The organism is Acidobacteriota bacterium (genome assembly GCA_016196035.1).
Taxonomy (GTDB): domain Bacteria; phylum Acidobacteriota; class Blastocatellia; order RBC074; family RBC074; genus JACPYM01.
The window spans coordinates 153,850-177,023 of record JACPYM010000088.1 but is presented as its reverse complement, the minus strand read 5'-3'; the positions used below and the strand labels follow the sequence as shown (position 1 = coordinate 177,023).

The 23,174-nt window shown below is 59.1% G+C and carries 14 protein-coding genes; 10 read left to right on the top strand and 4 right to left on the bottom strand.

From position 1 onward, the window contains the following. Nucleotides 1-156: 156 nt before the first annotated feature. Genes HY011_25830 through HY011_25810 form a run of 5 tightly spaced genes read left to right on the top strand, consistent with a single transcriptional unit; the run spans nt 157 to nt 9,169 of the window. Complete coding sequence (locus HY011_25830; protein ID MBI3426365.1) at nt 157-513, top strand: PadR family transcriptional regulator; 357 nt, start codon at nt 157-159, stop codon at nt 511-513. Between the two features lie 11 nt (nt 514-524). Beyond that, nucleotides 525-3,212: an ABC transporter permease gene (locus HY011_25825; protein MBI3426364.1), complete on the top strand. Its 2,688-nt coding sequence runs from the start codon at nt 525-527 to the stop codon at nt 3,210-3,212. Nucleotides 3,213-3,214: 2 nt separating this feature from the next. After that, nucleotides 3,215-5,974: an ABC transporter permease gene (locus HY011_25820; GenBank protein MBI3426363.1), complete on the top strand. Its 2,760-nt coding sequence runs from the start codon at nt 3,215-3,217 to the stop codon at nt 5,972-5,974. A gap of 3 nt (nt 5,975-5,977) precedes the next feature. After that, nucleotides 5,978-8,695: an ABC transporter permease gene (locus HY011_25815; protein ID MBI3426362.1), complete on the top strand. Its 2,718-nt coding sequence runs from the start codon at nt 5,978-5,980 to the stop codon at nt 8,693-8,695. Between the two features lie 54 nt (nt 8,696-8,749). Then, entirely contained in the window at nt 8,750-9,169 is a 420-nt protein-coding gene (locus HY011_25810; GenBank protein ID MBI3426361.1) for a VOC family protein, read from the top strand. Nucleotides 9,170-9,422: 253 nt separating this feature from the next. On the opposite strand, the gene HY011_25805 is transcribed toward HY011_25810, so the two are convergent. Beyond that, nucleotides 9,423-10,175, bottom strand: a complete 753-nt coding sequence (locus tag HY011_25805) for a hypothetical protein (GenBank protein ID MBI3426360.1) — start codon at nt 10,173-10,175, stop codon at nt 9,423-9,425. Between the two features lie 65 nt (nt 10,176-10,240). After that, nucleotides 10,241-10,624, bottom strand: a complete 384-nt coding sequence (locus HY011_25800; protein MBI3426359.1) for a hypothetical protein — start codon at nt 10,622-10,624, stop codon at nt 10,241-10,243. A gap of 376 nt (nt 10,625-11,000) precedes the next feature. Here HY011_25800 and HY011_25795 point away from each other — a divergent pair, with 376 nt between their 5' ends. The 5 genes from HY011_25795 to HY011_25775 all read left to right on the top strand — a co-directional run bounded on the left by HY011_25795 (nt 11,001) and on the right by HY011_25775 (nt 19,566). Beyond that, nucleotides 11,001-12,488 (top strand): glycosyltransferase, encoded by a 1,488-nt coding sequence (locus tag HY011_25795; protein ID MBI3426358.1) that lies wholly within the window; start codon nt 11,001-11,003, stop codon nt 12,486-12,488. 3 nt (nt 12,489-12,491) lie between these two features. Then, a complete protein-coding gene (locus HY011_25790) occupies nt 12,492-13,268 on the top strand; it encodes a methyltransferase domain-containing protein (GenBank protein ID MBI3426357.1) in 777 nt (258 codons plus the stop codon). Between the two features lie 204 nt (nt 13,269-13,472). Continuing rightward, the gene (locus HY011_25785; protein ID MBI3426356.1) at nt 13,473-15,131 is read left to right on the top strand and encodes a hypothetical protein; all 1,659 of its coding nucleotides are present in this window, start codon (nt 13,473-13,475) and stop codon (nt 15,129-15,131) included. A 661-nt stretch (nt 15,132-15,792) separates the two neighbouring features. After that, nucleotides 15,793-16,959: a VCBS repeat-containing protein gene (locus HY011_25780; GenBank protein ID MBI3426355.1), complete on the top strand. Its 1,167-nt coding sequence runs from the start codon at nt 15,793-15,795 to the stop codon at nt 16,957-16,959. Nucleotides 16,960-17,103: 144 nt separating this feature from the next. Then, nucleotides 17,104-19,566 carry an ABC transporter permease gene (locus HY011_25775; protein ID MBI3426354.1) on the top strand — a complete coding sequence of 821 codons (2,463 nt, stop codon included), beginning with the start codon at nt 17,104-17,106 and terminating at the stop codon, nt 19,564-19,566. Between the two features lie 141 nt (nt 19,567-19,707). On the opposite strand, the gene HY011_25770 is transcribed toward HY011_25775, so the two are convergent. Together HY011_25770 and HY011_25765 are read right to left on the bottom strand one after the other, a co-directional pair. Next, a complete protein-coding gene (locus HY011_25770) occupies nt 19,708-22,557 on the bottom strand; it encodes a hypothetical protein (GenBank protein MBI3426353.1) in 2,850 nt (949 codons plus the stop codon). 22 nt (nt 22,558-22,579) lie between these two features. Then, on the bottom strand, nt 22,580-23,113 hold the full coding sequence (locus HY011_25765; GenBank protein ID MBI3426352.1) for a MarR family transcriptional regulator: 534 nt from the start codon (nt 23,111-23,113) through the stop codon (nt 22,580-22,582). Nucleotides 23,114-23,174: the final 61 nt, after the last annotated feature.

The following is a 23,174-nucleotide window of genomic DNA, read 5'->3' as shown; positions in this document are numbered from 1 at the left end:
CTGTTCAGAACCAGACCTATCTGCGCTATTCGCCGCAGCCTTTGTTGTTGACCTTTCGCTCGCTGCCTCTAAATCCAACTACCCGATTTTTTCTCGCGTCCGTCGTCAACGGTTTGCCTTCCACCGATGGTGGCAGTATATATGCGAACACAACCTATGGAGGCACCCGCTATGACTAATCTATTAGATAAAGAAATCAAACGTGGCAGCACGGAAATGCTGATTCTGGCGCTGGTCGAAGACCGCCCGCGCCACGGTTACGAAATCGCCAAACTCATCGAAGAGCGTTCGGACGGCGTGCTGCAATTCCACGTCGCCTCGCTTTACCCCTTGCTCTATCGCCTGGAAAAGCGCGGCCTGATCCAGGGGCGCTGGGTCGAAAAGGCGGGCGAACGCCGCCGCCGTTTTTACAAACTGACGCCTGCGGGCAAGAAGGTCTTGGCCGAGCAGCGCCAGACCTGGGCCGATTTCTTCGGCGCATTGGAGCGCGTGGCGAAGATCAAACCTGCCTGATTGGAGTCGTGATGCCTGATTGGAAGCCTCTCGTGCGGCAGCGACTGGCGCTCTTACGCTTGTCGCCCGAACGCGAAATCGAAATCGTCGAAGAGTTAGTGCTGCACCTGGAAGCCGCTTATGAGGATGCACTGGCCGCAGGTTGGTCAGCCGCCGCTGCCGAAGCGCGTGCCGTGCATGGCTATGACTGGCGGTTGCTGGAATGCGAATTGAGCCGCCTCGAACGGCCCTGGCATCCACCCGCCCAGACAGTTGAATGGCTCGAACGAAGAGGAGGAATGCGAATGGAAAGTTTGTGGCAAGACTTGCGCTTTGGCGCGCGAATGTTGCTGAAACAGCCCGGCTTCACGCTGATTGCCATTGTCACGTTGGCGCTGGGCATTGGGGCCAATGCGGCAATTTTCAGCGTGGTCAATACGGTGCTGCTGCGCCCGCTGCCGTTCAAGGAACCGGAGCGGCTGGTGCTGCTGCGCGAAACCAAGCTGCCGCAATTCCCGGAATTTGCGGTTTCACCAGCTAACTTTCTGGACTGGCAGAAACAGAACACCTCCTTCGAGCGGCTCGTTGGGATGCGCCCCGTGAACCTGAATCTTACTGGTACGGGCGACCCGGAGCGCTTGCGTGGGCTGAGCGTCACTGAGGGGATGGTGGCGCTGCTGGGTATTCAACCGCAGCTTGGCCGGGGTTTTCTGCCCGAAGAGCATCAGCCGGGCAAAAGCAACGTGGTGCTCCTAAGTCACGCGTTGTGGCAACGGCGCTTTGGCGGTGATCCCAAAATCGTCAACCAAACTATCTCGCTCGACGGCCAGAGTTACACCGTAACGGGCGTGATGCCTGCGACCTTTCACTTTTGGGAGCGCGACACGGAGCTTTGGACGCCGATTTCTTTCACCACGCAACAAGCCCAAAACCGGGGCGGACATAATCTGAGCCGCGTCGTTGGCCAACTCAAACCCGGCGTTACGTTCGAGCAAGCGCGCACCGAGATGGTCACGATTGCCGGGCGCTTGGCCGCGCAATATCCGGAGGTCAGCACGGGCTCGAATGTGATGCTGATGCCGCTGCTGGATTTCACTGTCCGGCGCATCAAGCCCGCCTTGCTCGTCTTGCTCGCCGCAGTCGCTTTTGTCTTGCTGATTGCCTGTGCCAATGTTGCAAACCTATTGCTCGCGCGGGCAGCCGGACGACAAAAAGAGTTGGCCATCCGCACGGCAATGGGCGCAGGGCGTGGGCGTGTCGTGCGTCAATTGTTGACCGAAAGCATGTTGCTGTCGCTGGCCGGCGGGGTAGCCGGGTTGTTGCTGGCCACGTGGGGCACGCGTTTGTTGTTGGCGCTGGCGCCGCCAAATCTGCCACGCCTGAGCGATGTTTCGCTCGACGGGCGCGTGCTGGCTTTCACGGCTCTCGTGACGCTGTTGACGGGCGTGATTTTCGGGCTGATTCCTGCCTGGCAAGCCACTCGACCGAATTTGAACGAAACGCTCAAAGATGCCGGACGCGGTTCAACCGAAGGCGGACGGCAGTTTGTGCGCAACGGGCTAGTTGTGCTGGAAGTCGCGGCGGCGCTGGTGTTGTTGGTGGGCGCGGGATTGATGATCAAAAGCTTCTGGCGCTTGCAACAAGTTGATCCCGGCTTTAATCCTGACAAGGCAATGATCGCGACGGTGTCGCTGCCGAAGCGTAAATATCCGGAAGAACCGCAGCAGGTCGCCTTCTTCCAACAACTGCTCGAAAAAGTCAGCACGTTGCCAGGTGTGCAATCGGCGGGTGCGATCACGGTAATGCCGCTCAGCGACGATGATTTCGTGTTGGGGTTTGATATAGGGGGGCGGCCTCCGCTGCCGCCGGGCGCTGGCCAAAGCACGAACTATTATTCAGTGAGCGCCGACTATTTCAAAACGATGGGCATTCCATTGCGGCGGGGCCGCCTGTTCACTGAACGCGATACCAAAGACGCGCCGCACGTCGCGCTGATCAACGAAACGATGGCACAGCGCATCTTTCCGAATGAAGACCCGCTGGGGAAACGCATCAATTTCAAAGGCGGGGATAAACCCGACTGGTATGAAATTGTCGGCATCGTCGGCGATGTGAAGCATTACGGGTTGGCCCAGCAAACGACCCTGCAAACTTACGAACCTTACACGCAACAAACCTTTTCCACTATGACGCTGGTGGCACGCACGACAGGCGATCCGTTGGCGTTGAGTGCGGCCATTCGCAATGCCGTTTTGAGTCTGGATAAAGAGCAACCGGTTTCCAGCCTCAGGACGCTGGATCAATTGGTCTCGACTTCTATTGAACAACAGCAGTTTTCGATGCTCTTGCTCGGCGTGTTTGCCGCCGTGGCGATGCTGTTGGCGGCGGTCGGCATTTACGGCGTGCTGAGTTATGCGGTCACACAGCGGACGCATGAAATCGGCATCCGCATGGCGTTGGGCGCAGGGCAACGCGAGGTGTTGCGGCTGGTCGTCGGGCAGGGCATGCGCCTGACGCTGCTGGGCGTAGCGACGGGTCTAGTGGCGGCGTTCGCGCTCACGCGCCTGATGGCCGCTTTGTTGTTTAGCGTCAGTGCGACCGATCCGCTGACCTTTGCGGCCATCGCGGTTTTACTGCTGTTGGTCGCGTTCGTCGCTTGCTGGATTCCCGCGCGCCGCGCCACACAGGTTGATCCGTTGATTGCGTTGCGGGCGGAGTGAAGATGGCGCTGCCGGATTGGAAACACATCGTGCGGTCACACCTCGCCCCACTGCGTTTGCCGCCAGTACGTGAGTGGGAAATTGCGGAAGAGTTGGCGCAGCACCTCGAAGCTGTTTACGAAGCGGCCTTGCTGGCGGGCGCGACAGAATCAGAGGCGCAGGCGCAAGCGTTGCGCATGATCGGCGCTGGTCAGTTGCTCGAATGTGAGCTGAGCCGTGCGGAACAACCAGTGGCGGTACGGTCGTTGCGGCCGTCGCTGGAAAAGATCGAACGAAGAGGGGGAATTCGTATGGAAACGCTCTTGCAAGACCTGCGGTTTGGCGTGCGGATGTTACGAGCACGACCGGGTTTCACCTTGATTGCCGTGTTGACGCTGGCGCTGGGCATTGGCGCGAATACGGCGTTGTTCAGCCTGCTTGACAAATTGCTGCTGCAATCTTTGCCTGTCCACGACCCGGATGCGCTGGTGCAATTCAAGGCCGAAAGCGTTAATCCCCAACTTACGTTTCAGGAATTCGCGTGGGCCGACTTTCTCGATTATCGCGCGCGCAATGCGGTCTTCACGGATCTGACAGCGTTCCGGCCCGCCAAGCTTAACCTTGGGGCGGGCGATCAGATGGAACGCGTGCGCGCGGAACTGGTTGCCGAAAACTACTTCGCGCTGCTGGGGGTTCAGCCAGTGCTAGGGCGCACGTTCACGCCCGAAGACAACCGCGCGCCCGGCGCACATCCGCTGGCGCTGTTGAGTTATGGTCTGTGGCAAAGCCGGTTTGGTGGCGCAACGAATGTCATCGGGCAAACTGTCCCGCTGAATGAACAGCCGTATACGATCATCGGCGTGATGCCCGCGCGCTTTCGTGGCGTAATGATTGATGCGCCGACTGATATTTGGGTTCCGGCGATGATGGTGGCGCAGGTCGAACAGAAAAAGGCTACGAATGAGTGGCTGACCAATCATGATTGGACGATGTGGCAGTTGTTGGGACGCCTGAAGCCCGACGTTGCGCAAGGGGCAGCGCAACAGGCGATGGATACCCTGGCGCGACAGGTACGCGATGCGTGGATGCCGGAAAGCGACCGGCATCAGCCTTTCAGTGAAAAGCGCATCCAACTCGAAGACATCACCGAAGGCATTTCCAGTTTGCGCGGCGAACAGGGCATGTCATTGCTGTTTCTGTTCGGCATCGTCGGTGTGATTCTGCTGATTGCCTGCGCCAATCTCGCAGGACTGTTGATGGCGCGGGCGGCCACGCGACGGAAAGAAATCGCCGTTCGGCTCGCCTTGGGCGCAGGGCGTTTCAGATTAGTGCGGCAGTTGTTGACCGAAAGCTTATTGCTGGCCGGAGTCGGCGGATTGCTGGGGCTTTTCATTGCCCCCTGGTTGCTGAAATTGTTGATGAGCTTTCAACCGCGCGCGGAAGTGCAACTTGATCTCACGCTCAACACACGCGTTGCTCTTTACACCTTCGGCCTGTCGTTATTGACGGGCGTGCTGTTTGGGCTGTGGCCCGCTTGGCAAGCATCGTACCCTGATTTGATCCCCGCGCTCAAAGACGAAGGTTCGATGCGTGCCGATGGGCGCAATTTCGTCTGGTCACGTCGTGTCTTATTAGTCACGCAAATCGCGCTTTCCGTCATTGTGCTGATCTCCGCCGGATTGTTTGTGCGCACGTTGCGCGGCTATCTGGCAATTGATCCTGGCTTTCACGTGCAGAACGTCTTGGCCGCCGACATCGCCTTGCCCGAAGGCAAATACGATGATGCGCGCGCCAAACAATTCTTTCAGCAATTGTCTGAACGCCTGCGCGCCTTGCCCGGCGTGCAACGTGTCGCTGCCGCCAACTACACACCCTTGGGTGGAATGGTTGGCCTGACAGCGGTGGTTGTCGAAGGCCAGCCCGCTGACCCCAACAATATGCCGATGGTGGATTTGAATATCGTCAGCGCAGGCTATCACGAACTGCTGGGCATTCAGCTTGAACAAGGACGCAGCTTCACCGACACGGATCGTAAAGGACAGCCCGACATCGTCACCATCAACGCTGCCTTCGCAAACAAGTTCTTCCCCAACCAAAACCCCATCGGACGCCGTATCAGTTATGGCGTCGGCAAGCCGTGGCTGACAATCATCGGCGTCACCCGCGACATCAAAACCATGTCGCTCGACGGCGAAGCGCGCCCGCAAATCGAATCCCCCATCGCGCAATTGGAGGGGGCAATGACCTCGCAGCGTGTCTTGCTGCGCACCAACGCCGATCCCGCCGCCTTGTTGCCACAGGTGCGCCGCGCAGTGCATGCGCTTGATGCCGGGCTGGCGCTATTCAAGGCCACCACACTCGAAGGTGACTTGCGCGCGCAACTCAGCAGTCAACGCATGGCGGCAACGCTGACCAGTGTCTTTGGTTTAGTCGCCTTGCTACTGACTGCGATTGGGCTGTATGGCGTCGTTGCGTATGCCGTCAATCAACGCACCCGCGAAATCGGTATCCGCATGGCGCTGGGCGCGCAAGCCCGTGATGTGTTGCGGCTGGTTTTGCGCGAAGGCGCGTGGCTGATTGTTACGGGCCTGTTCATCGGCCTGGCTGCTGCTTACGGCGTCGCGCGTTTGATCGAAGCGAATCTCTATGGCATCCGCCCCTACGACCCGCTGACATTCATCGCGATTGCCCTGTTGCTAACTGCCGTAGCGCTCGTCGCCTGCTGGATTCCAGCCCGACGCGCGACCACAGTTGATCCGCTAACAGCATTACGCCACGAATGAATTATGCCGAATTGGAATCACCTCGTGCGCCACCATCTTGCGCCGTTGCGCCTGCCGCCCACACGCGAGAGCGAAATCGTTGAAGAATTGGCGCTGCATTTGGAAGCCGTGTACGAAGACGCACTGGCCGACGGGTTACCCGCGCCAGAAGCCGAAGCGCGCGCGGTGCAAAGTTATGACTGGCACTCGCTGGAATGCGAATTGAGTCGCGCTGAACAGTCGTTGACTACGCGGACTTTTCAACCATCGTTGGAATTCATCGAACGACGAGGAGGAATACGAATGGAATCGTTATTACAAGACCTGCGTTTTGGTGCGCGAATGCTATTCAAGCAACCCGGCTTCACGTTGATTGCCGTGTTCACACTCGCGCTCGGCATCGGCGCGTGTACTGCAATTTTCAGCGTCGTGTACACCGTGCTGCTGCGTCCGTTGCCGTTTGCGGAGCAGAAACAATTGGTCGCGTTGTGGAAGCGCGACACGACTACCAATCAGGCGTTTGTCGAACTGGCGATGGCCGAGGTGCGCGACTGGCGGCTACAGGCGCAGAGTCTCTCTGACGTGGCAGCGATGCCTGCGACGGTGTACGGCTACGGGTATGTGCTGACGGGGCGTGGCGAAGCGGTGCAACTGGAAAGCGCGAAAGTGTCGGGCGGTTTCTTTGCCGTGCTGGGCGCGCAGGCGGCGCTGGGGCGCGTCTTGAGCGAAAGCGATGATGTATTGAATGGGCCAAAGGTCGTTGTCCTCAGCGAGAGGCTTTGGCGCGAACGCTTCAATGCGGATGCGAACATCATCGGACAAAGCATCACGCTGACCGAAGCGAATTACACGGTCGTCGGGGTGATGCCCGCGAAGTTTGAATATCCGAAAGGCGTGGATTTGTGGCTGCCCTTCAAAACGGTGGTGCCAGCGCGGCAAACCGAAAGTTATGGCATGGCGTTTCTGACCGCTGTCGGCAGGCTCAAGCCGGGCGTAACACTCGCGCAGGCCGAAGCGGAATTGAATGCCATCGTCGCACGCATTGCGGCAGCACATCCCGAACTGGAAGCCGCTGGGCAGCGCATCGTCATCACGCCGCTTGCCGCGCATCTGTTCGGCGATGCGCGTCCGGCGTTGTGGTTGTTGCTGGCGGCGACGGGAATGCTGTTGCTGATTGCGGCGGCGAACATTGCCAATTTGTCGTTGGCACGCGCGACGGCCCGACGGCGCGAATTCGCCGTGCGCGCGGCGTTGGGTGCAGGGCGATTACGATTGGTGCGGCAGTTGTTGACCGAAAGTTTTCTGCTTGCGTTGGCGGGCGGCATTGGCGGCGTAGCGTTGTCGTACTGGCTCATCAAACTGCTGGTGCGCGTCGCTCCCGCCGACATTCCGCGCATCGAAGAAGTCTCGCTCAATCTCACCGTATTGCTCTTCAGTCTGGTTGTCGCGTTGTTGACGGCGATCTTATGTGGAGTGGTTCCTGCGTTGACTGCCTCACGCCTCAACCTGAATCAAACGCTCAACGAAGGCGGCACGAAGATGGCGGGCGAGCGTTCCGGCACGCGCACACGCAGCGCGCTGGTCATCGCCGAAGTCGCCATCACTGTAGTTTTATTGGTCGGCGCGACGCTCATCCTGCGCAGCTTCGTCAATCTCAGCCGCCTTGATCTCGGCTTTGACACCGCGCATACGTTGACGATGCAGTTGCGTTTGCAGGGCGCGAAATACGGCACGCCGGAAGCGCGGCGCGATTTCTTCCGGCACTTGATCGAACGCCTCGAAGCGAAGCCCGGCGTTGAAGCCGCGAGCGCCGTGTTGATTCGTCCGATGGAAGGCCCGGTTGGTTGGGATATATCATTCACATTGGAAGGGCAGTCGGGAGCCGACGCAATGAAAAACCGTGTGCCGAATTTTGAAGCCATCACGCCGCATTACTTCCGCACGATCAAGCTGCCGCTCAAAGCCGGGCGCGAGTTTACCGACTTCGACACCGAGCAATCGCAACCCATTGCCATCATCAGCGAGACGATGGCGCGAACAGTATTCGGCGCGGGCGTTGATCCGCTGGGCAAACAACTCAAGCTGGATTTGCGCGATTCGCCGTGGCGCACGATTGTCGGTGTGGTCGGTGATACGCGCTACCGCGCTTTGCAGGACGCGCGCTTTGATTTGTACATCCCGTTCGCGCAATGGCCGATGGCCTTCGTCAATCACTTCGCGGTGCGCACGAAGCTTGATCCGCAGGCGGTGTTGCTAACGGTGCGCGCTGAAGTCGCGGCGCTTGATCCCACGCAAGCCATCACGCGCGTCGCTACGATGGAGGAACTGGTCGCGACGCATCTGGCGCAGCCGCGTTTCAGCGCCGTGTTGTTGAATTGGCTGTCGGGCTTGGCGCTGCTGTTGGCGGCCATCGGGATTTATGGCGTGCTGGCCTATACGGTTGCACGGCGCACCGGAGAGTTCGGCATCCGTCTGGCGCTGGGCGCGCGCGGTGTTGATCTGTTGCGCTTGGTGGTCGGGCAGGGAATGCGCCTGGTGCTGGTTGGGTTGTCGTTGGGATTGGTTGTGTCGGTGGCCTTGATGCGGTTGTTAGAAAAGCTGTTGTTCGGCGTGCGCGCGACCGATCCGCTGAGCTTGTTTATGGCCGCGTTGTTGCTGACGCTGGTCGCCTTGCTGGCGTGTTTGATTCCGGCACAGCGCGCGGCAAAGGTTGACCCTCTAGTCGCTTTACGGCATGAATAAAGCCTGTCGCAGACAAAGGGAAGCAATTAAACGACACAACCAGAGGAGCACAAGATGAAATTGAATCCGCATTTGAATTTTAACGGCGCCTGCGCGGCGGCCTTTCAGTTTTATGAGCAGCAACTAGGCGCGAAGCCCCTTTTCTCAATCACCTATGGCGCGTCGCCGATGGCGGCGCAATTTCCGGCGGAATGGCAGGACAAGATCATGCACGCCACGCTGGAAATTGGCGATGTGATCGTGATGGGGTCTGATAGCCCGCCGGGGTTTTATCAACAACCCAACGGCTTTTGTGTTTCGCTCAGCGTTGACGATCCCGCCGAAGCCGAACGCCTCTTTCACGCGCTGGCCGAGAACGGCCAGGTAAATATGCCATTGCAGGAAACCTTTTGGGCCAATCGCTTTGGCATGCTCATTGATCAATTCGGCATTCCGTGGATGGTGAATTGCGGGAAACCGGAGGTCAGCAGCTAGATCGGTTTTCACTTCAGTTTACGGGAAAAGAGCTGCGCAGCGAGACGGTACCGCGCGCGTGCGCAAGCGGTGCATCATCGCACAGGCTCCGCTTGCTCACGCGCGCGGTACCGTCCCGGCACAAACTGCTCCCGCAAACGCGATTGCAAACCGCTTTAAGGCACAGTTAGAAGCGGGCAAGCTGAGTGGTATTGACGAACCCCGCGAGGCCATCCTCGCGGGGTTCGTTTGCTTGAAGGCGTTGGAAGAGAGTCTATTTGAACGTCGCCAGGCGCGCCGCCAAGCGGCCTGATTCGTGGCAAGTCATGCAAGCCAGCGTGCTGCTGGCCGCCGACTTGGGGTTGGCTTTCCACTGTTTGGCGACCGGTTCGTAAGGCGTGTCGCGCAAGAGCGTGAGCATCCGGTCGAGATGCTGGTTGGCTTCGTCGGCGTGCCCAGTGCGCTGGGCCGATTGCGTCAGACCCGCGAGCAATTCGCCGCGTATGTGAACCGGCAGTTTGTCCACCGACGGGGCCTGCACTTTCCACAGCAACTGATAGGCGTCATAAGCTTGCGCCCAGGCCGCCGCACGATTCTCTGGCGGCAAGCGGTCGGCAAACAGCGCGTAACTGCCGCCGGTGACCGCCGCGACACCGCCAGCGGCGATACCATTGTTGGCGGGATATTTTTGGGCCTGGGCAAACAGGTCGAGCGCCTGGCGGTAGGTTTGCTGGAACTCGTCCGTGCGCTTCGCTTCATAAGCGCGCACGGCCCGGTAAAGCGTTGCGCCCGCCTGCCACGCCAGCAATTCGTATTTGGCGTCGGGGCGTTTTTCGAGCAGCGTTTGAACGTTTTTCTCGCCGCGCGCCAGACGCTCCATGTTGTCGGACAGGAAGCCCGCGAAGATGTCTTCGCGGACGAGGGTGTGAATGGTGAGCCGCGTGTCAGTGAGCGGCGGTTCGGGCGACTGGGCCAGCGCGGCGGTCACGCAGGCCAGTATCAAAACAACTTTGCCGATGCGGTGCATAGCCTTGATCCTCTTGAAGTGGTTAAGCCGTTGATGCTCGTAGCCGTTGTTACACGGCTGCCAGCTTATTCGGTTTTGCGCTGCAAATCCACGGCGGCTTTCATCGAATGGCCATCGTGTTCGGCTTTGGCTTCGCCTTTCAAATGGCCGTCGGCCAGGGTCAGGTTGAATTTGATCAGCGGCCCGCCCGATTGCACGTCAAAGATGAGTTTGTCGCCTTCGACTTTGCCGTTTTGAATCGGCCATTGTTCATCGGCGCTTGGCCCGCCCGTGCCGGTGAGTTCGGTACCGTTCTGCTTCAAATTCAGGAGCGCCATTTCATCTTTCGTTTCGCCATCCAACGTAATGACGAAGCTGCCAGTCCATTTGCCCGTTACGCCATCGGCGGCGGCCAAGAGTGCAGTCGCCAACACCAGTGTTAATCCAATTGCGCGCATAACATTTTTCATTGGGTTCTCCTTGATAAACAGTTTTGGGATTGAGTACGGAGCGGCATACGAAGCTATAGAAAAGATAGTTCCGCCCACTTTCGATCAGTTGGCATCACTGCGCTAGTTTTGGCTATCCCGGCGGTGCAATTGAAAAGCGTTCTTCATTGAATACATGGTGGGAATACATTGTGGCGCGGGCAATGGGCGACTGAAAGCAAACCGCATTGGCCTTCACTGCGCTCAGAGTTTGAAGCTGGAGAATAAATAGACCGGCTGATAGATCGCGGTGCCTTGCTCGGAACTCGGTCAATTCGCTAGAATCCGCTGGCCTTAGCGGATGGCCAGCGCTATGCCAGCGCTATGAAGGAACTGCACTCATATATTTTTGACCCCAATGCTTGACTTAACGAATGAAACTTTCGAAGACGCGGCGTTGGCCCGTTACACTGAGTCACGCCAGGCCCACTGGGATGATTTTGCTCAACAGTCGAACAAATGGCAGGGGCTGGGCGGATACTATCACCAGCGGTTGGCTGAGATTTATCGCTTCATGGTGATGCCCCAGCAACGTGTGCTCGAAGTGGGATGCGGCAAAGGCGACTTGCTCGCGGCACTCAGCCCCGCCGTAGGGGTGGGCGTGGACTTTTCAACTGAAATGATCGCGCAAGCCGCGCGCCGTCACCCTTCCTTACAATTCGTACAAGCCGATGCCCACGACCTCTCCGCGCTGGAGTCGTATGCCAACACGCCGTTCGATGTAATCATCCTCTCTGACTTGCTCAATGATGTGTGGGATGTGCAAACCGTGCTCGAGCAGGTGACGCATTGGGCGGATTCGCATACCAGAATTATCATCAACTCCTACAGCCGGCTTTGGGAATTGCCTTTAGCCTGGGCACAGAAACTCGATTTAGCGCAACCGGTGCTCAACCAAAATTGGCTTACGGTGGAAGATATAGCCGGTTTGTTGGAATTGGCCGGGTGGCAAACGATCAATACAAAGCCGGAGCTTTTGTTTCCCTTGTCGGTGCCATTGATCGCTCCGCTGGCCAATCGGGTGTTGGTCAAGCTGCCTTTCTTCCGGACTTTTGCCTTGACCAATTTCATCCTGGCGCGCCCGTCCCGACTGCCGCAACACCGCGCTGCTGATACGCGCTTGGGTGCCCCCAAAGTGAGCGTGGTCGTGCCGGCACGCAACGAAGCCGGCAACATCGAGCAAATCTTTTCGCGCGTGCCGGAGATGGGTGGAGGGACGGAGTTGATCTTTGTCGAAGGTCACTCGCAGGATGACACCTATGCCGCGATTGAGCGCGCGCTGGCGGCTCACCCCGAACGGATTTGTAAGTTGTGGCGGCAAACAGGAGCGGGTAAAGGCGATGCCGTGCGGCTGGGGTTCGCGGAAGCGAGCGGTGACATCCTGATGATTCTGGATGCCGACCTCACGGTGCCACCCGAAGATTTGCCGCGCTTTTATGAGGCTCTCAGCACGGGCAAAGGCGAGTTCATCAACGGCGTGCGCCTGGTTTACCCGATGGAGGACGGGGCGATGCGCTTCGCCAATCTGCTGGGCAACAAGTTCTTCAGCCTGGCTTTCTCGGCGTTGCTCGGTCAGCCGGTCAAAGACACGCTTTGCGGCACCAAGGTGCTCTGGCGGCGCGATTACGAACGGCTCACGGCCAACCGTGCATACTTCGGCGATTTCGACCCGTTCGGCGACTTCGACCTGCTGTTCGGGGCGGCTAAACTCAATTTGAAAATTACGGAAATCCCGGTGCGTTATCGCGAGCGCACCTATGGGACAACCAACATACAGCGCTGGCGGCACGGCTGGTTGCTGTTGAAGATGGTGCTGTTCGCCGCCGGGCGCATCAAATTTGTGTGACCTATGCTAAAGCGCTGGCTAGCACACCCGCTCACTCGCGGACTTGAGATAGACGACCCGCAAACGACGGATTTGCGCCGGCGAATCATTCGAGAGAAGCCGTTTCTGCGGCGTATTTACCAAGAATGGTACGGGGAGATCGTTGCGGCGCTGCCGGCTGGTCATGAACCGGTGCTGGAACTTGGCGCGGGGGCGGGTTTCCTGCGCGACTATCTTCCCGGAGTAATTACGTCAGAAATTTTCCCTTGCCCCGGCGTGAATATCGTTTTGGATGGGCTGGCCTTACCTTTTGCTGACCGTGTTTTACGCGGTATCGTCCTGGTAGATGTGTTGCACCATCTGCCCAGGCCCCGGCAATTTTTCATTGAAGCCGCGCGCTGCGTGCGAACGGGCGGGGCAGTGGTGATGATCGAACCCTGGGTAACTGCCTGGTCCGAATTGATCTATACCAAATTGCACCACGAGCCGTTCCAGCCGCGCGCGCGCGCGTGGGAGTTTCCGGCTAGCGGCCCCTTGTCCGGCGCGAATGGCGCTTTGCCTTGGATACTTTTTGAACGAGACCGCGCACAGTTTGAGCGGGAATTCCCGACTTGGAAAATCCAGAAGATCGAGCTTGCCATGCCCTTCCGCTATTTGGTTTCCGGCGGGGTTTCCATGCGCGGCTTGATGCCCGGTTGGAGTTTTACATTTTGGCGCGGCATGGAGCAGGCATTGCGGCCTTGGATGCGCTCTCTAGCCATGTTTGCCTACATTACGCTTAAACGCTGTGAGACAGACTAGGCTGGTTTTCATTACGGTGTACGGGAAAAGCAGCGCAGCGGGACGGTACCGCGCGCGTGAGCAAGCGGGGTTTTGGCAATCCAGCCAAGGGGGCAAGCTTGACGCGCCGCTTGCTCACGCGCGCGGTACTGTCCCAGCATCAACTGACTCCCGTAAACGCAACTGCAAACCGCTCTAGGCGCTTGGCTGAAAGAAAAGGGTTGATTGGCGGCTCAACTGACAATCCCGGACATGTTAAAAGGCGAAGCTATCGTGAATCGGCGCCCATTCTATTATCTGCTTGGCTTCCTCGGCGTAGTTTGTCTCGCCCATTTTGTCTATCTAACCAACTCGAACATGTTGCCCAGCGCGGATGAGGCTCATTATATGGGCGGAGCCTACGCGATAGCTCAGGGCATCCGGACTGGCACACTCAGCGGAGCTTGGGAAGGATACGTCTCCGCGCTGAGTTTTAAGGCGCCGTTGATCTGTTTGCCCGCGGCCTTCTTCATGCTTTTCCTGCCGGGCGATAGTTTCCCTTGCCTGCTTTCAGAGATTCCCATTTTATTTGCGCTGGGCGTGGCCGCCTACTCGCTTTTCTGCAATTGTCTGCCGGCCACCCAGGCGGCTGTGGGCGCGGCCCTGCTCACCACGATGCCAATGGTGACCGGTCTGACGCACCGGTTTTATAGCGAGAATCTCTGCTTACTGCTCATGGTCATTTACCTCGACCTGTTGATTCGCCGGGGCTGGCGCGATTTCAAATGGTCTGCCCTGTTAGGTTTGGTCCTGGGTCTGGGAGTGCTTGCCAAGCTCACTTTTGCGCTGCTGCTCTTGCTGCCCTCGATTTATCTGTTGGCGCTTGCGGTGCGGCGAGATTTTGCGGCGCCAGCATACAGCAGCAAGATCGCTAAACTGGCCCTGCGCATTGTCATGATGCTCGTCCTGGCCTTTGCCCTCGCGTGGACTTGGTACTGCCGCAACTGGGAGGCCGTGTTGCGGCATTCCAAGGTGGCGTTCAACTGTGAGGCTTGTCTTTATCCGAACTTCCAGTCATTCCTGGCGAATATCTCATCCGGCCCCTATTTCTTCGTCTTCTGCCTGGCTGTCTTGGGGCTTGTGCCAGTGTGGCGGATTCTCACGGCCCGCGAAACTGCAGATCGTGTGCGGCATACCTGGGTAGTAATGTGGCTAGTGGCCCTGGTGTCGCTTGTTCTGACGACTGTTTCGATCAATAAGGCTGTCCGCTTATCAGAGCCGTGGTTGCCGCTCATCGCGGCCTTGGCGGTGCTCGTGCCGGCGAAATACGCCGCCTCGTTACGCTGGGCGCACAGGGTCTCGCTGGCGCTCGCCGGTTTGTCGTTTCTTTTATTTCTGCACAATGCCTTTGAAATTCTTCCGCTCCGGCCCTGGCGCTTGGGAGACCTCAAATTTTTAGATAGCCGCTACCCATTGAATGTACCCGATTGGTATGAGGACAATCACCCGGTGGATCGCCGGGACTACAGCAGTTTCAGCAGCGCCGCCGCATTCATCGCCGCTGATGCTGCCGCGCGCTTTGGCCCACAGGCACGACCGACAGCGCGGCTGACGGTGCGGAGTCTTTTGATCAACCACGATTACTTTTCCTTTTTGGCGACAGTCCATGGCTATCCGGTAAATTATTTATGGTGGGCAGATACGGCAACGAGCGGTCTCGGCGCGCCGGAGTACATTCTTCACTTTCGGAATTTCAGACAATTTTATCCGGGTAGCTATTTCTTTGAATCTTATCCCGCGCTAGAAAAGGACGTGGCTGACGGAAAGCTGTCATACCAAATAATTTTTCAAGCACCGGGGCCAGACAATTCGGCGGTACTGGTCTTTCGCAAAATTCCTAATTGAGTGAAGTCAGTGCTTATTTATCCAGAGACCCATTAGCACTTTGGATCGGCGAAGCCTTTGGAGTGCGGCGGCTCGACGCCGCTTTGGTATCGCTTTGGCACAGCACGAAATTCTGGGAACACGTGCCATTTGTTTTGGCTGCCCGCCGCGCACTTGCTGCCGAGGGCATACCAAAGCGGCGTCGAGCCGCCGCACTCCAAAGGCTTCGCGTGTCGAAATAAGCATAGGCTTCAATTAAGTCGCAGACCAAGTTCACTTCTAACTTGCCATAAACTTCAACTGCATCTAAACAGTTTTGGGAATTGAGCGCGCAACGGCAGACGAAGCCGCCGCCGAAGCCGGCGCGCAGTGGGTTCCCATTGCCTTGCCGCCTTTTTCTTGGTCGTTCGCCACAAAGTAAAATTTTGTGGAAGAAAGGACGAGCGCCGCACGTCTAAATAACAAACAGCGACAATAAAAAAGCTGGACAGCGGCGGAAATTAAACGAAGCTGGTGTGACAGGCAGAAAATTGTGCGTTGCCACGGCGTGGGGCGGTGTGAGGCCGCCGAAACTTTTTGCCAGCTTCAGGCGGTCTTGTGCGGCTGCCAGCAAGCAGCTTTGGGGCGGCCAATCGGTGCGTCAAGGCTGCGCGTCGCAAGGTCATCTATGAGGGGAGCGTGTATGTTCAAAATCATCGCGACAATGTTTTGGCTGGGCTGGCTGGGGCTGGCGCCGGTGCGCATGCAAGCGCCGCTCTTTAGCCCCGCGCCCGGTTCGCCGGTTGAAGTAGGGGAGGGTTCGGGCCGTTTGGTCTTGGCGGATGTCAATGGCGATGGCCGGCAGGATTTGCTGACCTGCCACCTGCTGCAACAATTCGTGGCCGTACACCTCGGTGATGGCACGGGTCGTTTCGTAGCGGCGGCGGGCAGCCCGCTCAAACTTTCCTATCAGCCGGGCGATTTGCAAACAACGGATTTGAACGGCGACGGTTTTGCCGACCTGCTCATCACGCACAGCGAGCAAGACAGCGTGGATGTTTTTTTCGGCGACGGCAAAGGCCGCTTCACGCTGGCGCCGGGCGCGCCCTTCAAATTGAGCGGCAGCACCGAATACTTCACGCGCCGCCTGCATCTCGTTGATCTCAACGAAGACGGCAAACTCGATGTCGTGACGGCGAATCTGCGCCAGTACAGCATGGCGAGCCTGCTGGGCAATGGGCGCGGCCAATTCACGCCTGGGCCAGCCATCAAACTGCCGGTCAGCGCGGGCAGCCCGCCGCGCACGGATGGCGATTTGTTTGCCGATCTGGATGGCGACAGGCATCTCGACCTGGTAATCGCCAGCGGCGACCGCGGCGAATTTGCGCCCGTGCCGGGCCAGGTCAAAATTTTCCGTGGCGACGGCAAAGGCGGTTTCAAAGAAAGCGCGGCAACGGGGTTGACGATTCCGGCTGCGCCGTTTTATGTCAAGCTGGCGGATGTGAATGGCGATCAGCGCCTAGACATCATCACCAGTCACCCGGCAGGTCAGCTTAACGTTTTGTTGAATCAGGGCGCGGCGTTCGCACCCGCGCCGGGTTCGCCGTATGCGGTCAACGCGACGCCTTACGGCTTGGCCGTGGCCGATGTGAATGGCGATCAGCGGATGGATTTGATCGTCGCCACGGTTGCGGATGTCACCGTGTTGCTGGGCCGCGCGACAGGCTTTGCGCCCGCGCCCGGTTCGCCGTTTCGCGCCGGCCCCGGGAGTTATCACCTGACGTTGGGCGATGTGAATCAAGACGGCAAGCGCGATATTGCGGCGTCGAGCTTTGAAGGCAAAGCCGTGACGCTTTTGCTGGGCCGCTGAGTTTGGGACGGTACCGCGCGCGTGAGCAAGCGGAGGCTGTGCGATTCGGCCAATGGCGTCAGCTTGACGCGCCGCTTGCTCACGCGCGCGGTACTGTGCCAGCGTCGCTCCGCACTGAACTCTGCAACCAACCGGAGTCACACAATGATCGCAGACCTTTGGCAAGACTTGCGCTACGGTACAAGAACGTTGCTGAAACAACCCGGCTTCAGCTTGATCGTCATACTCACGCTGGCGCTGGGCATTGGCGCGAACACGGCAATTTTCACGGTGGTGAACGGCGTGCTGTTGCGTCCGCTGCCCTTCGATCAGCCGGAGCGCCTGGTGCGGCTGTGGCAAAGCCATCCGCGCCGCAACGTCGAACAGCAACTCGTCACTCCGCCCGATCTGGTCGAATGGCGCGCGCGGACGCAGTCCTTCGAGCGCATCGCCTATTGGACGGGCACGGGCGATTTCAATCTCGTCAACCACGAAGGCAGCGAGAGAGCACGCTGCGCTTATGTCTCGTCTGATTTGTTTGCGACGCTGCGCGTGCGCCCCTATCTGGGCCGCGTCTTTGTGCCTGAAGAAGATCAAGAGCACGGCCCACTCGTCACCTTGCTGGCGTATGAATACTGGCAACGCCGTTTTGGCGCTGACCCGCAAGTGTTGGGGCGGACGTTGACGGTGGATACGTTTGGCCGCCGCAGTTACACCATCGTGGGTGTGCTGCCGCCGGGCTTCAACTTTCCCAATCAAACTGAAATCTGGTTGCCGGTGGGTTGGGACGGCATCCCGCGACAACGGCGCGGCCCTTGGTTGTCGGTGCTGGCGCGCTTGAAAGACGGCGTGCCGCCACAGCAGGCGCAAGCCGAATTGAGCACGCTGCAAGCCAGCCTCGCACAGCAATTCCCCGAATCGTTGAGCGGTTCGCAAGCCCTGGTCATCCCCTTGCTCGAACAAACGCTGGGACGCAATTTGCGCTTGGCGTTGTGGCTGTTGTGGGGCGTGGTCGCGGGCATCCTGCTGATCGCCTGCGCCAACGTCGCCAATCTGTTGCTGGCGCGCGCGGCTGACCGGCAAAAAGAGATTGCCATTCGTCTGGCGCTGGGCGGCAGCCGTTGGCGCTTGCTGCGGCAGTTGTTGACCGAAAGCCTGTTGCTCGCGTTGACTGGCGGCGCGCTGGGTGTGTTGCTGGCGCGTTGGAGTCTGACACTGTTAATCGCCTTCAACGCCGATCACGTGCCGCGCTTGAATGAAGTGCGGTTGGATGGCTGGTCATTGGGCTTCACGCTGCTGATCGCTTGTTTGACCGGCCTGCTGTTCGGCCTTGCGCCCGCCTGGCAAACGACACAGCCGGATTTGAATCTGGCATTGAAAGACACCGGCAAAGGCGCGTCAGGCACTTTGCAACGCAGCCGCTTGCGCAGTCTGCTGGTGATCACCGAAGTCGCGCTCGCGTTGCTGCTGCTGGTTGCGGTCAGCCTGATGTTGCGCAGCTTCGCGCACATGCTGCGCGTGAATCGTGGCTTCGAGCCGGAGCATTTGCTCACGGCCAAGCTGGATTTTTCGGTGTCGGGTTTTACCACCTGGGTAAGAGACACTGAGACGCGCCCGCAAGTCACCGTGCGCGCCTTGCTCGAACGCTTGCAACAGCAACCTGGCGTGCAAAGCGCCGCCGCCGTCAGCGACAAAGCCGGCATGTCCATCACCGTCGAAGGCCGGCAAACAGGCGTCGAAAGCGATTACCCACGCGCCAGTTTTCAGGCCGTCACGCCCGCTTATTTCCGCACGCTGGGCATTCCGCTCTTGCGTGGCCGCGCGGTCAGCGAGAGCGATACGCTGCTGGCCCCGCGCGTCGCCATTCTCAGCGAGACGCTGGCCCGGCGGTTGTTCGGCGACGTTGACCCAATCGGCAAACGCCTTCATCCCAGCCGTCTCAATCCCGGCCAAGTCGCCGAACCCGACCGCTATACAAACGTCTCGAACTGGACGGAGATCATCGGCATCGCGGCGGATGTGAAAAGCCTGACTCTCGATCCGCAAATCGAGACGAATGCTTATGTGCCGTACTGGCAATGGCCGATGCAATCGCCCACGCTGGCCGTGCGCACGTCGGGCAATCCGGCCAATCTGACCGCCGCCCTGCACAGCGAAATCAAAGCGCTGAACAAAGGCTTGCCCGCGCCCAAAGTGCAAACGATGAATGAGCGACTGGCCGAGGTTGTCGCCGAGCCGCGCTTCCAGGCGCTGTTGTTGAGCTTGTTCGGCGTGGTGACGCTCATCTTGGTGAGCGCGGGCCTTTACGGCGTCGTCTCGTATGCGGTCGCGCAACGCACACATGAACTGGGCATCCGCATGGCCCTGGGCGCCTCACCCCAGGCGGTGCTGAAACTGATCCTCGGCCAGGGCCTGAAGCTGGCGGCGTGTGGCATTGCGCTGGGCTTGGCCGGTGCGCTGCTCTTCACCCGCTTGCTCAAAACGTTGTTATTCGGTGTCGGCACGACTGATCCGCTGTCATTTGTCCTGGCGGCGTTGTTATTGGTACTCGTCGTGTTGCTTGCCTGCTATTTGCCAGCCCGGCGGGCGGCGCGCGTAGACCCGCTGATTGCCTTGCGTCACGAGTAACTGTGCAGCGTTCCCTCGCAATGACGGCCAAGTCTTAGATCGGTTTTCATTTGCGTGTACGGTAGGCGCGCCGCGCGGTACTGTCCCGCTGCGCGGCTTTTTTGCCATACACCGAAGTGAAAACCGATCTAGCGCCTGAGTTCAGCGTATGTTGAGTTTGACAGTATTCGTTGTCTGCCCGTCTGCCGTGAGCCTCACTTCGACTTCACCACGTCCGAGCAAATTACGCGACAGCCGCACGTTGACTTGATCGAGTCCACCGAAGCTGCCTTGCGCGCCCGCAAACGTCACTTGCATATCCTGGCCGCCAACTTGCACCTGCACGTTGCTGAGAGTGCTGCGGTAGCGCAGTCCTGTGCCGAACAGCAGCAAGAAGACCTGCTCGTTTTCCGGCCCCAGTTCGATTGGCGCGGCCACGAATTTGTTTTGCGCCGGGTCGAATTGGGCGACCGGTTCGTATTGCTGCGAGCCGTCGGCCTTGACGCGCAACACACTGGCGGCGGGCACGCCTTGTCCGCTGGCATTGGCGGTAAACAGGCCCGGCGCGACGGCGGCGATTTGCGTATGGTTGGCAGAGACTACGCCGTTGCCGCTGGTCGTCGTGATCGTCGCCGTGCCCGCCGCCGTCGCCGCGGGAATCAGATAATTGACCTGCGTGGGAGAAACAAAGAAAAGCGGCGCGAGTCTTTCGACGCCCGCACTATCGCGCACCGTCACAGTCGTTTCTGCCAATTTGGTAGGCAAGGGGAGCGTTGCCGTTTGCGTGGCCGTCGCCAAATCAGAGCCGAAAGCCACCGCGATGGATTCGGGCGCGAGCGCCGCGCTACTGTAGCTAGCCGCTGAAACGCTGACTTGCGAGCGCGGCATGGTGGCGGCCCAACTGTATGTCCGAAAGCTGTTGACCGGAACCGCGAGCGCCTGCCCGCGTAGCGTGCCGTTCCAGGTCGCGCCGATCATTCCGTAGGCTCCGTCATAGGTGCCGAAGTTGACCACGATGCCTTTGCCCGACTGTCCGCCATCGGCGCTGAATTCGGACATCTGTACCGAACGATCAGCGGTCAGCCGTTTGTGGGCGATCATTTCGAGCATGGCGACCTGCTCGTGCCAGGCGCAAACCGTGTTGTACGTTTGCTGCACGCGCGCCTGAACATTGGCGTTCGTCCAGCGCGTGTCCCAGAACTTCCCCGTGCGCGCATCAGTCGCGCCTTGAATCGCGCGGCCAATGCTGCCCGCCGCACCGTCGTAAACCAGATGCAGCAAGGGGGCTTGTCCGCGAATCAGCGCCGACAGATCGGCGTGATCCCAGACGTAAAGATATTTGTTTTGCGCGCGATGCCAGTGCGATGTGGCCAGCATACATTCGTGATAGACCAAGTCCCACAGCGGAACCTGATAGCCATCCGTCAGCAGCAGCGGCAGTTGATTGGTCGCGGAAGAATTCTTCGGGTCAATTACGTCTGAGGCGATAGAAGGATAGGCGTTGTTGTTGAAGCTCCCCTGCGCCGGACTCGCGGTGACGCTGCCCAGCCAGAACGCGCCCTCGGCCCAATGCAGGTAGGGAATCGCCCACGATTTGACTTGTTCGGTGCCCACGAGCAAGCGCTTGGCGATGTTGGGATTGTTGTAGGCAGCGTTGAGCAACGCGGCGCGATTGGAGATGTCCTGCTCGCGCGTCGCGAAATGACCGTTCGCCGTGTCGTAATCCTCGCCCGGCTCTTCGGCACAGACTACATCAAAGAAGAACGCATCCAGCCCGAAACGGCTGACGTGCGCCGGCAGTCGCGTGTCGCGCGCAAAATCTTTCGCCCGCGCCGCTGCGACGCGCGTGCCATTTGCCGTGCCGTCCGCGCGCACGTAATACCATTGCGGATTCGCCGTCGTCGGCCAGAGATAACTGAACCCGTTGTAAGGCGGTGTGCGTTGCAGGCTGTTATAGCTGGCGTAAATATCGTAAATGCCCGGCACGTAGCCGTGATTGCGCACTTCGTTCGACCAGCCCGTGCCATCGGCGAATTGCTGGTTCGGGAAACCGTTGTTTTGATCTACGTGATTGATTGAGGTCTGGATTAGGGCTTTGCGCACCCCTGCCGTGCGCAAGGCATCGAGCATCGCCGTGCTGCGGCCATCGCCCCACAGATAAATGACGGGCGCGCCGATGAGTTGTTCGACCTGACTGTTTTCGGCTTTCTTCTGTGCCAGCGTTTTCAGCCAGCCCTTGCCCTGCGCGTATTGGCGGAAGCGTTTGGCCAAGGCCACATACCCGCCGGTCGTGTAGAAACGGAACGTCGCGCTACGGTCATAGGAGAGCAGGTCGGAAGTTTTTGCAGCGTTGGCGTTAGAGCCTGCCCATTGCGGCACGCCGCCCAACCGCGTATTGCCGCCGATGCTGCCCGTTTGTGCGTTCAGAAAAACATCTTGCGCCGGGTCGAGAATGCAGAGCCAGCTTTCTGTGTCGTTGCCATCAGTGCCGCCAAACCATTCCAGCCGACTATGCGCAGACGGTACGCGCCAACTCGTGTCAGTGGTCGGCACGACATAACCGCTGAAGATCGGTAGCACCGCAAACCCGGAACCGTCGGCAGGGAAGAAGGCCCAAGGGTATTGAACCCGTCCGGCAATGTTCGTGTTCGGATTGCCGCTGAGCGTGGTCACCAAATCGCCCGTGGCCGGCACCAGTTCCAGGCGCAGGCTCAGGTCATAGCCGCGGTTCGTGCGGACGCTGGCCGTCAGATGCCGCGCATCCGGCTGTGTGACGTTGGAGACCGTCACCGTATCGCCGCCGCCGGAGTCAGGATTGCTCCAAATCGTTCCCGTCGCCTTGACCGTCACGCGCATGCGCCCGCTGCTGCCGTCGAAGGCGACGCTGATGGGGCTGGCCGGATCGTCCAACGTGAACGGCGCAGCCGCGACGCCGTGGGCGACTCTGTCACAGAGCAAGCAGGCCAGCGTGCCCGCCATAAGCAGGCTGAAAAGGAAACCAAGCGGTTTCATCTTTACTCCTCCAATCAAAGCATCACGAATGATTGCGTGTGGCTTTTTTGTTTTTCTGCGCCGCTTTGGCGCCAGCAATACGTTTGCTGAGCTTGCGCGCTTTTTGCGGTTGCGCCTTCCGGCTCTTGCGCTCCGGCGAGGGCATTGCTTCGGCAATTTTTCGCAAGACATTCAAAACCATTTCCAATTGCTCCGGCGGCACTGCCTCACGCAAGCGCGTGTGCAAGTGTTCGGCGCTCTCATGCAGCGTGCGCTGAAACTGGCGGCCTTTCGGCGTCAGGTATACAAGCCACGCCCGCCCATCTGCCTCGTGATCTTCCCGTTTTGCCAGCCCGCGCTTTTCCAGCAGCGTCAGCATCGCGGTGATCGTATTCGGATCGGAGAAAACGCGGCGGGCCAACTCTTGTTGGGTGATGCCGTCCTCTTCCGCCAGCATCGAAAGCACCACGAACTGATCCGCCGTCGCGCCGTGTCGCGCGTAAAATGCCTGAAAGGAACGGTGCATCGAGAAATAAGCCCCACGCAGCCCCATTCCCAGACCAGTGCGAAACCCCATCGCAATTCCTCCTTTGCTTCGCTATTTGAGTGCCACCGTCAACAGCCACGCCCTACCACTA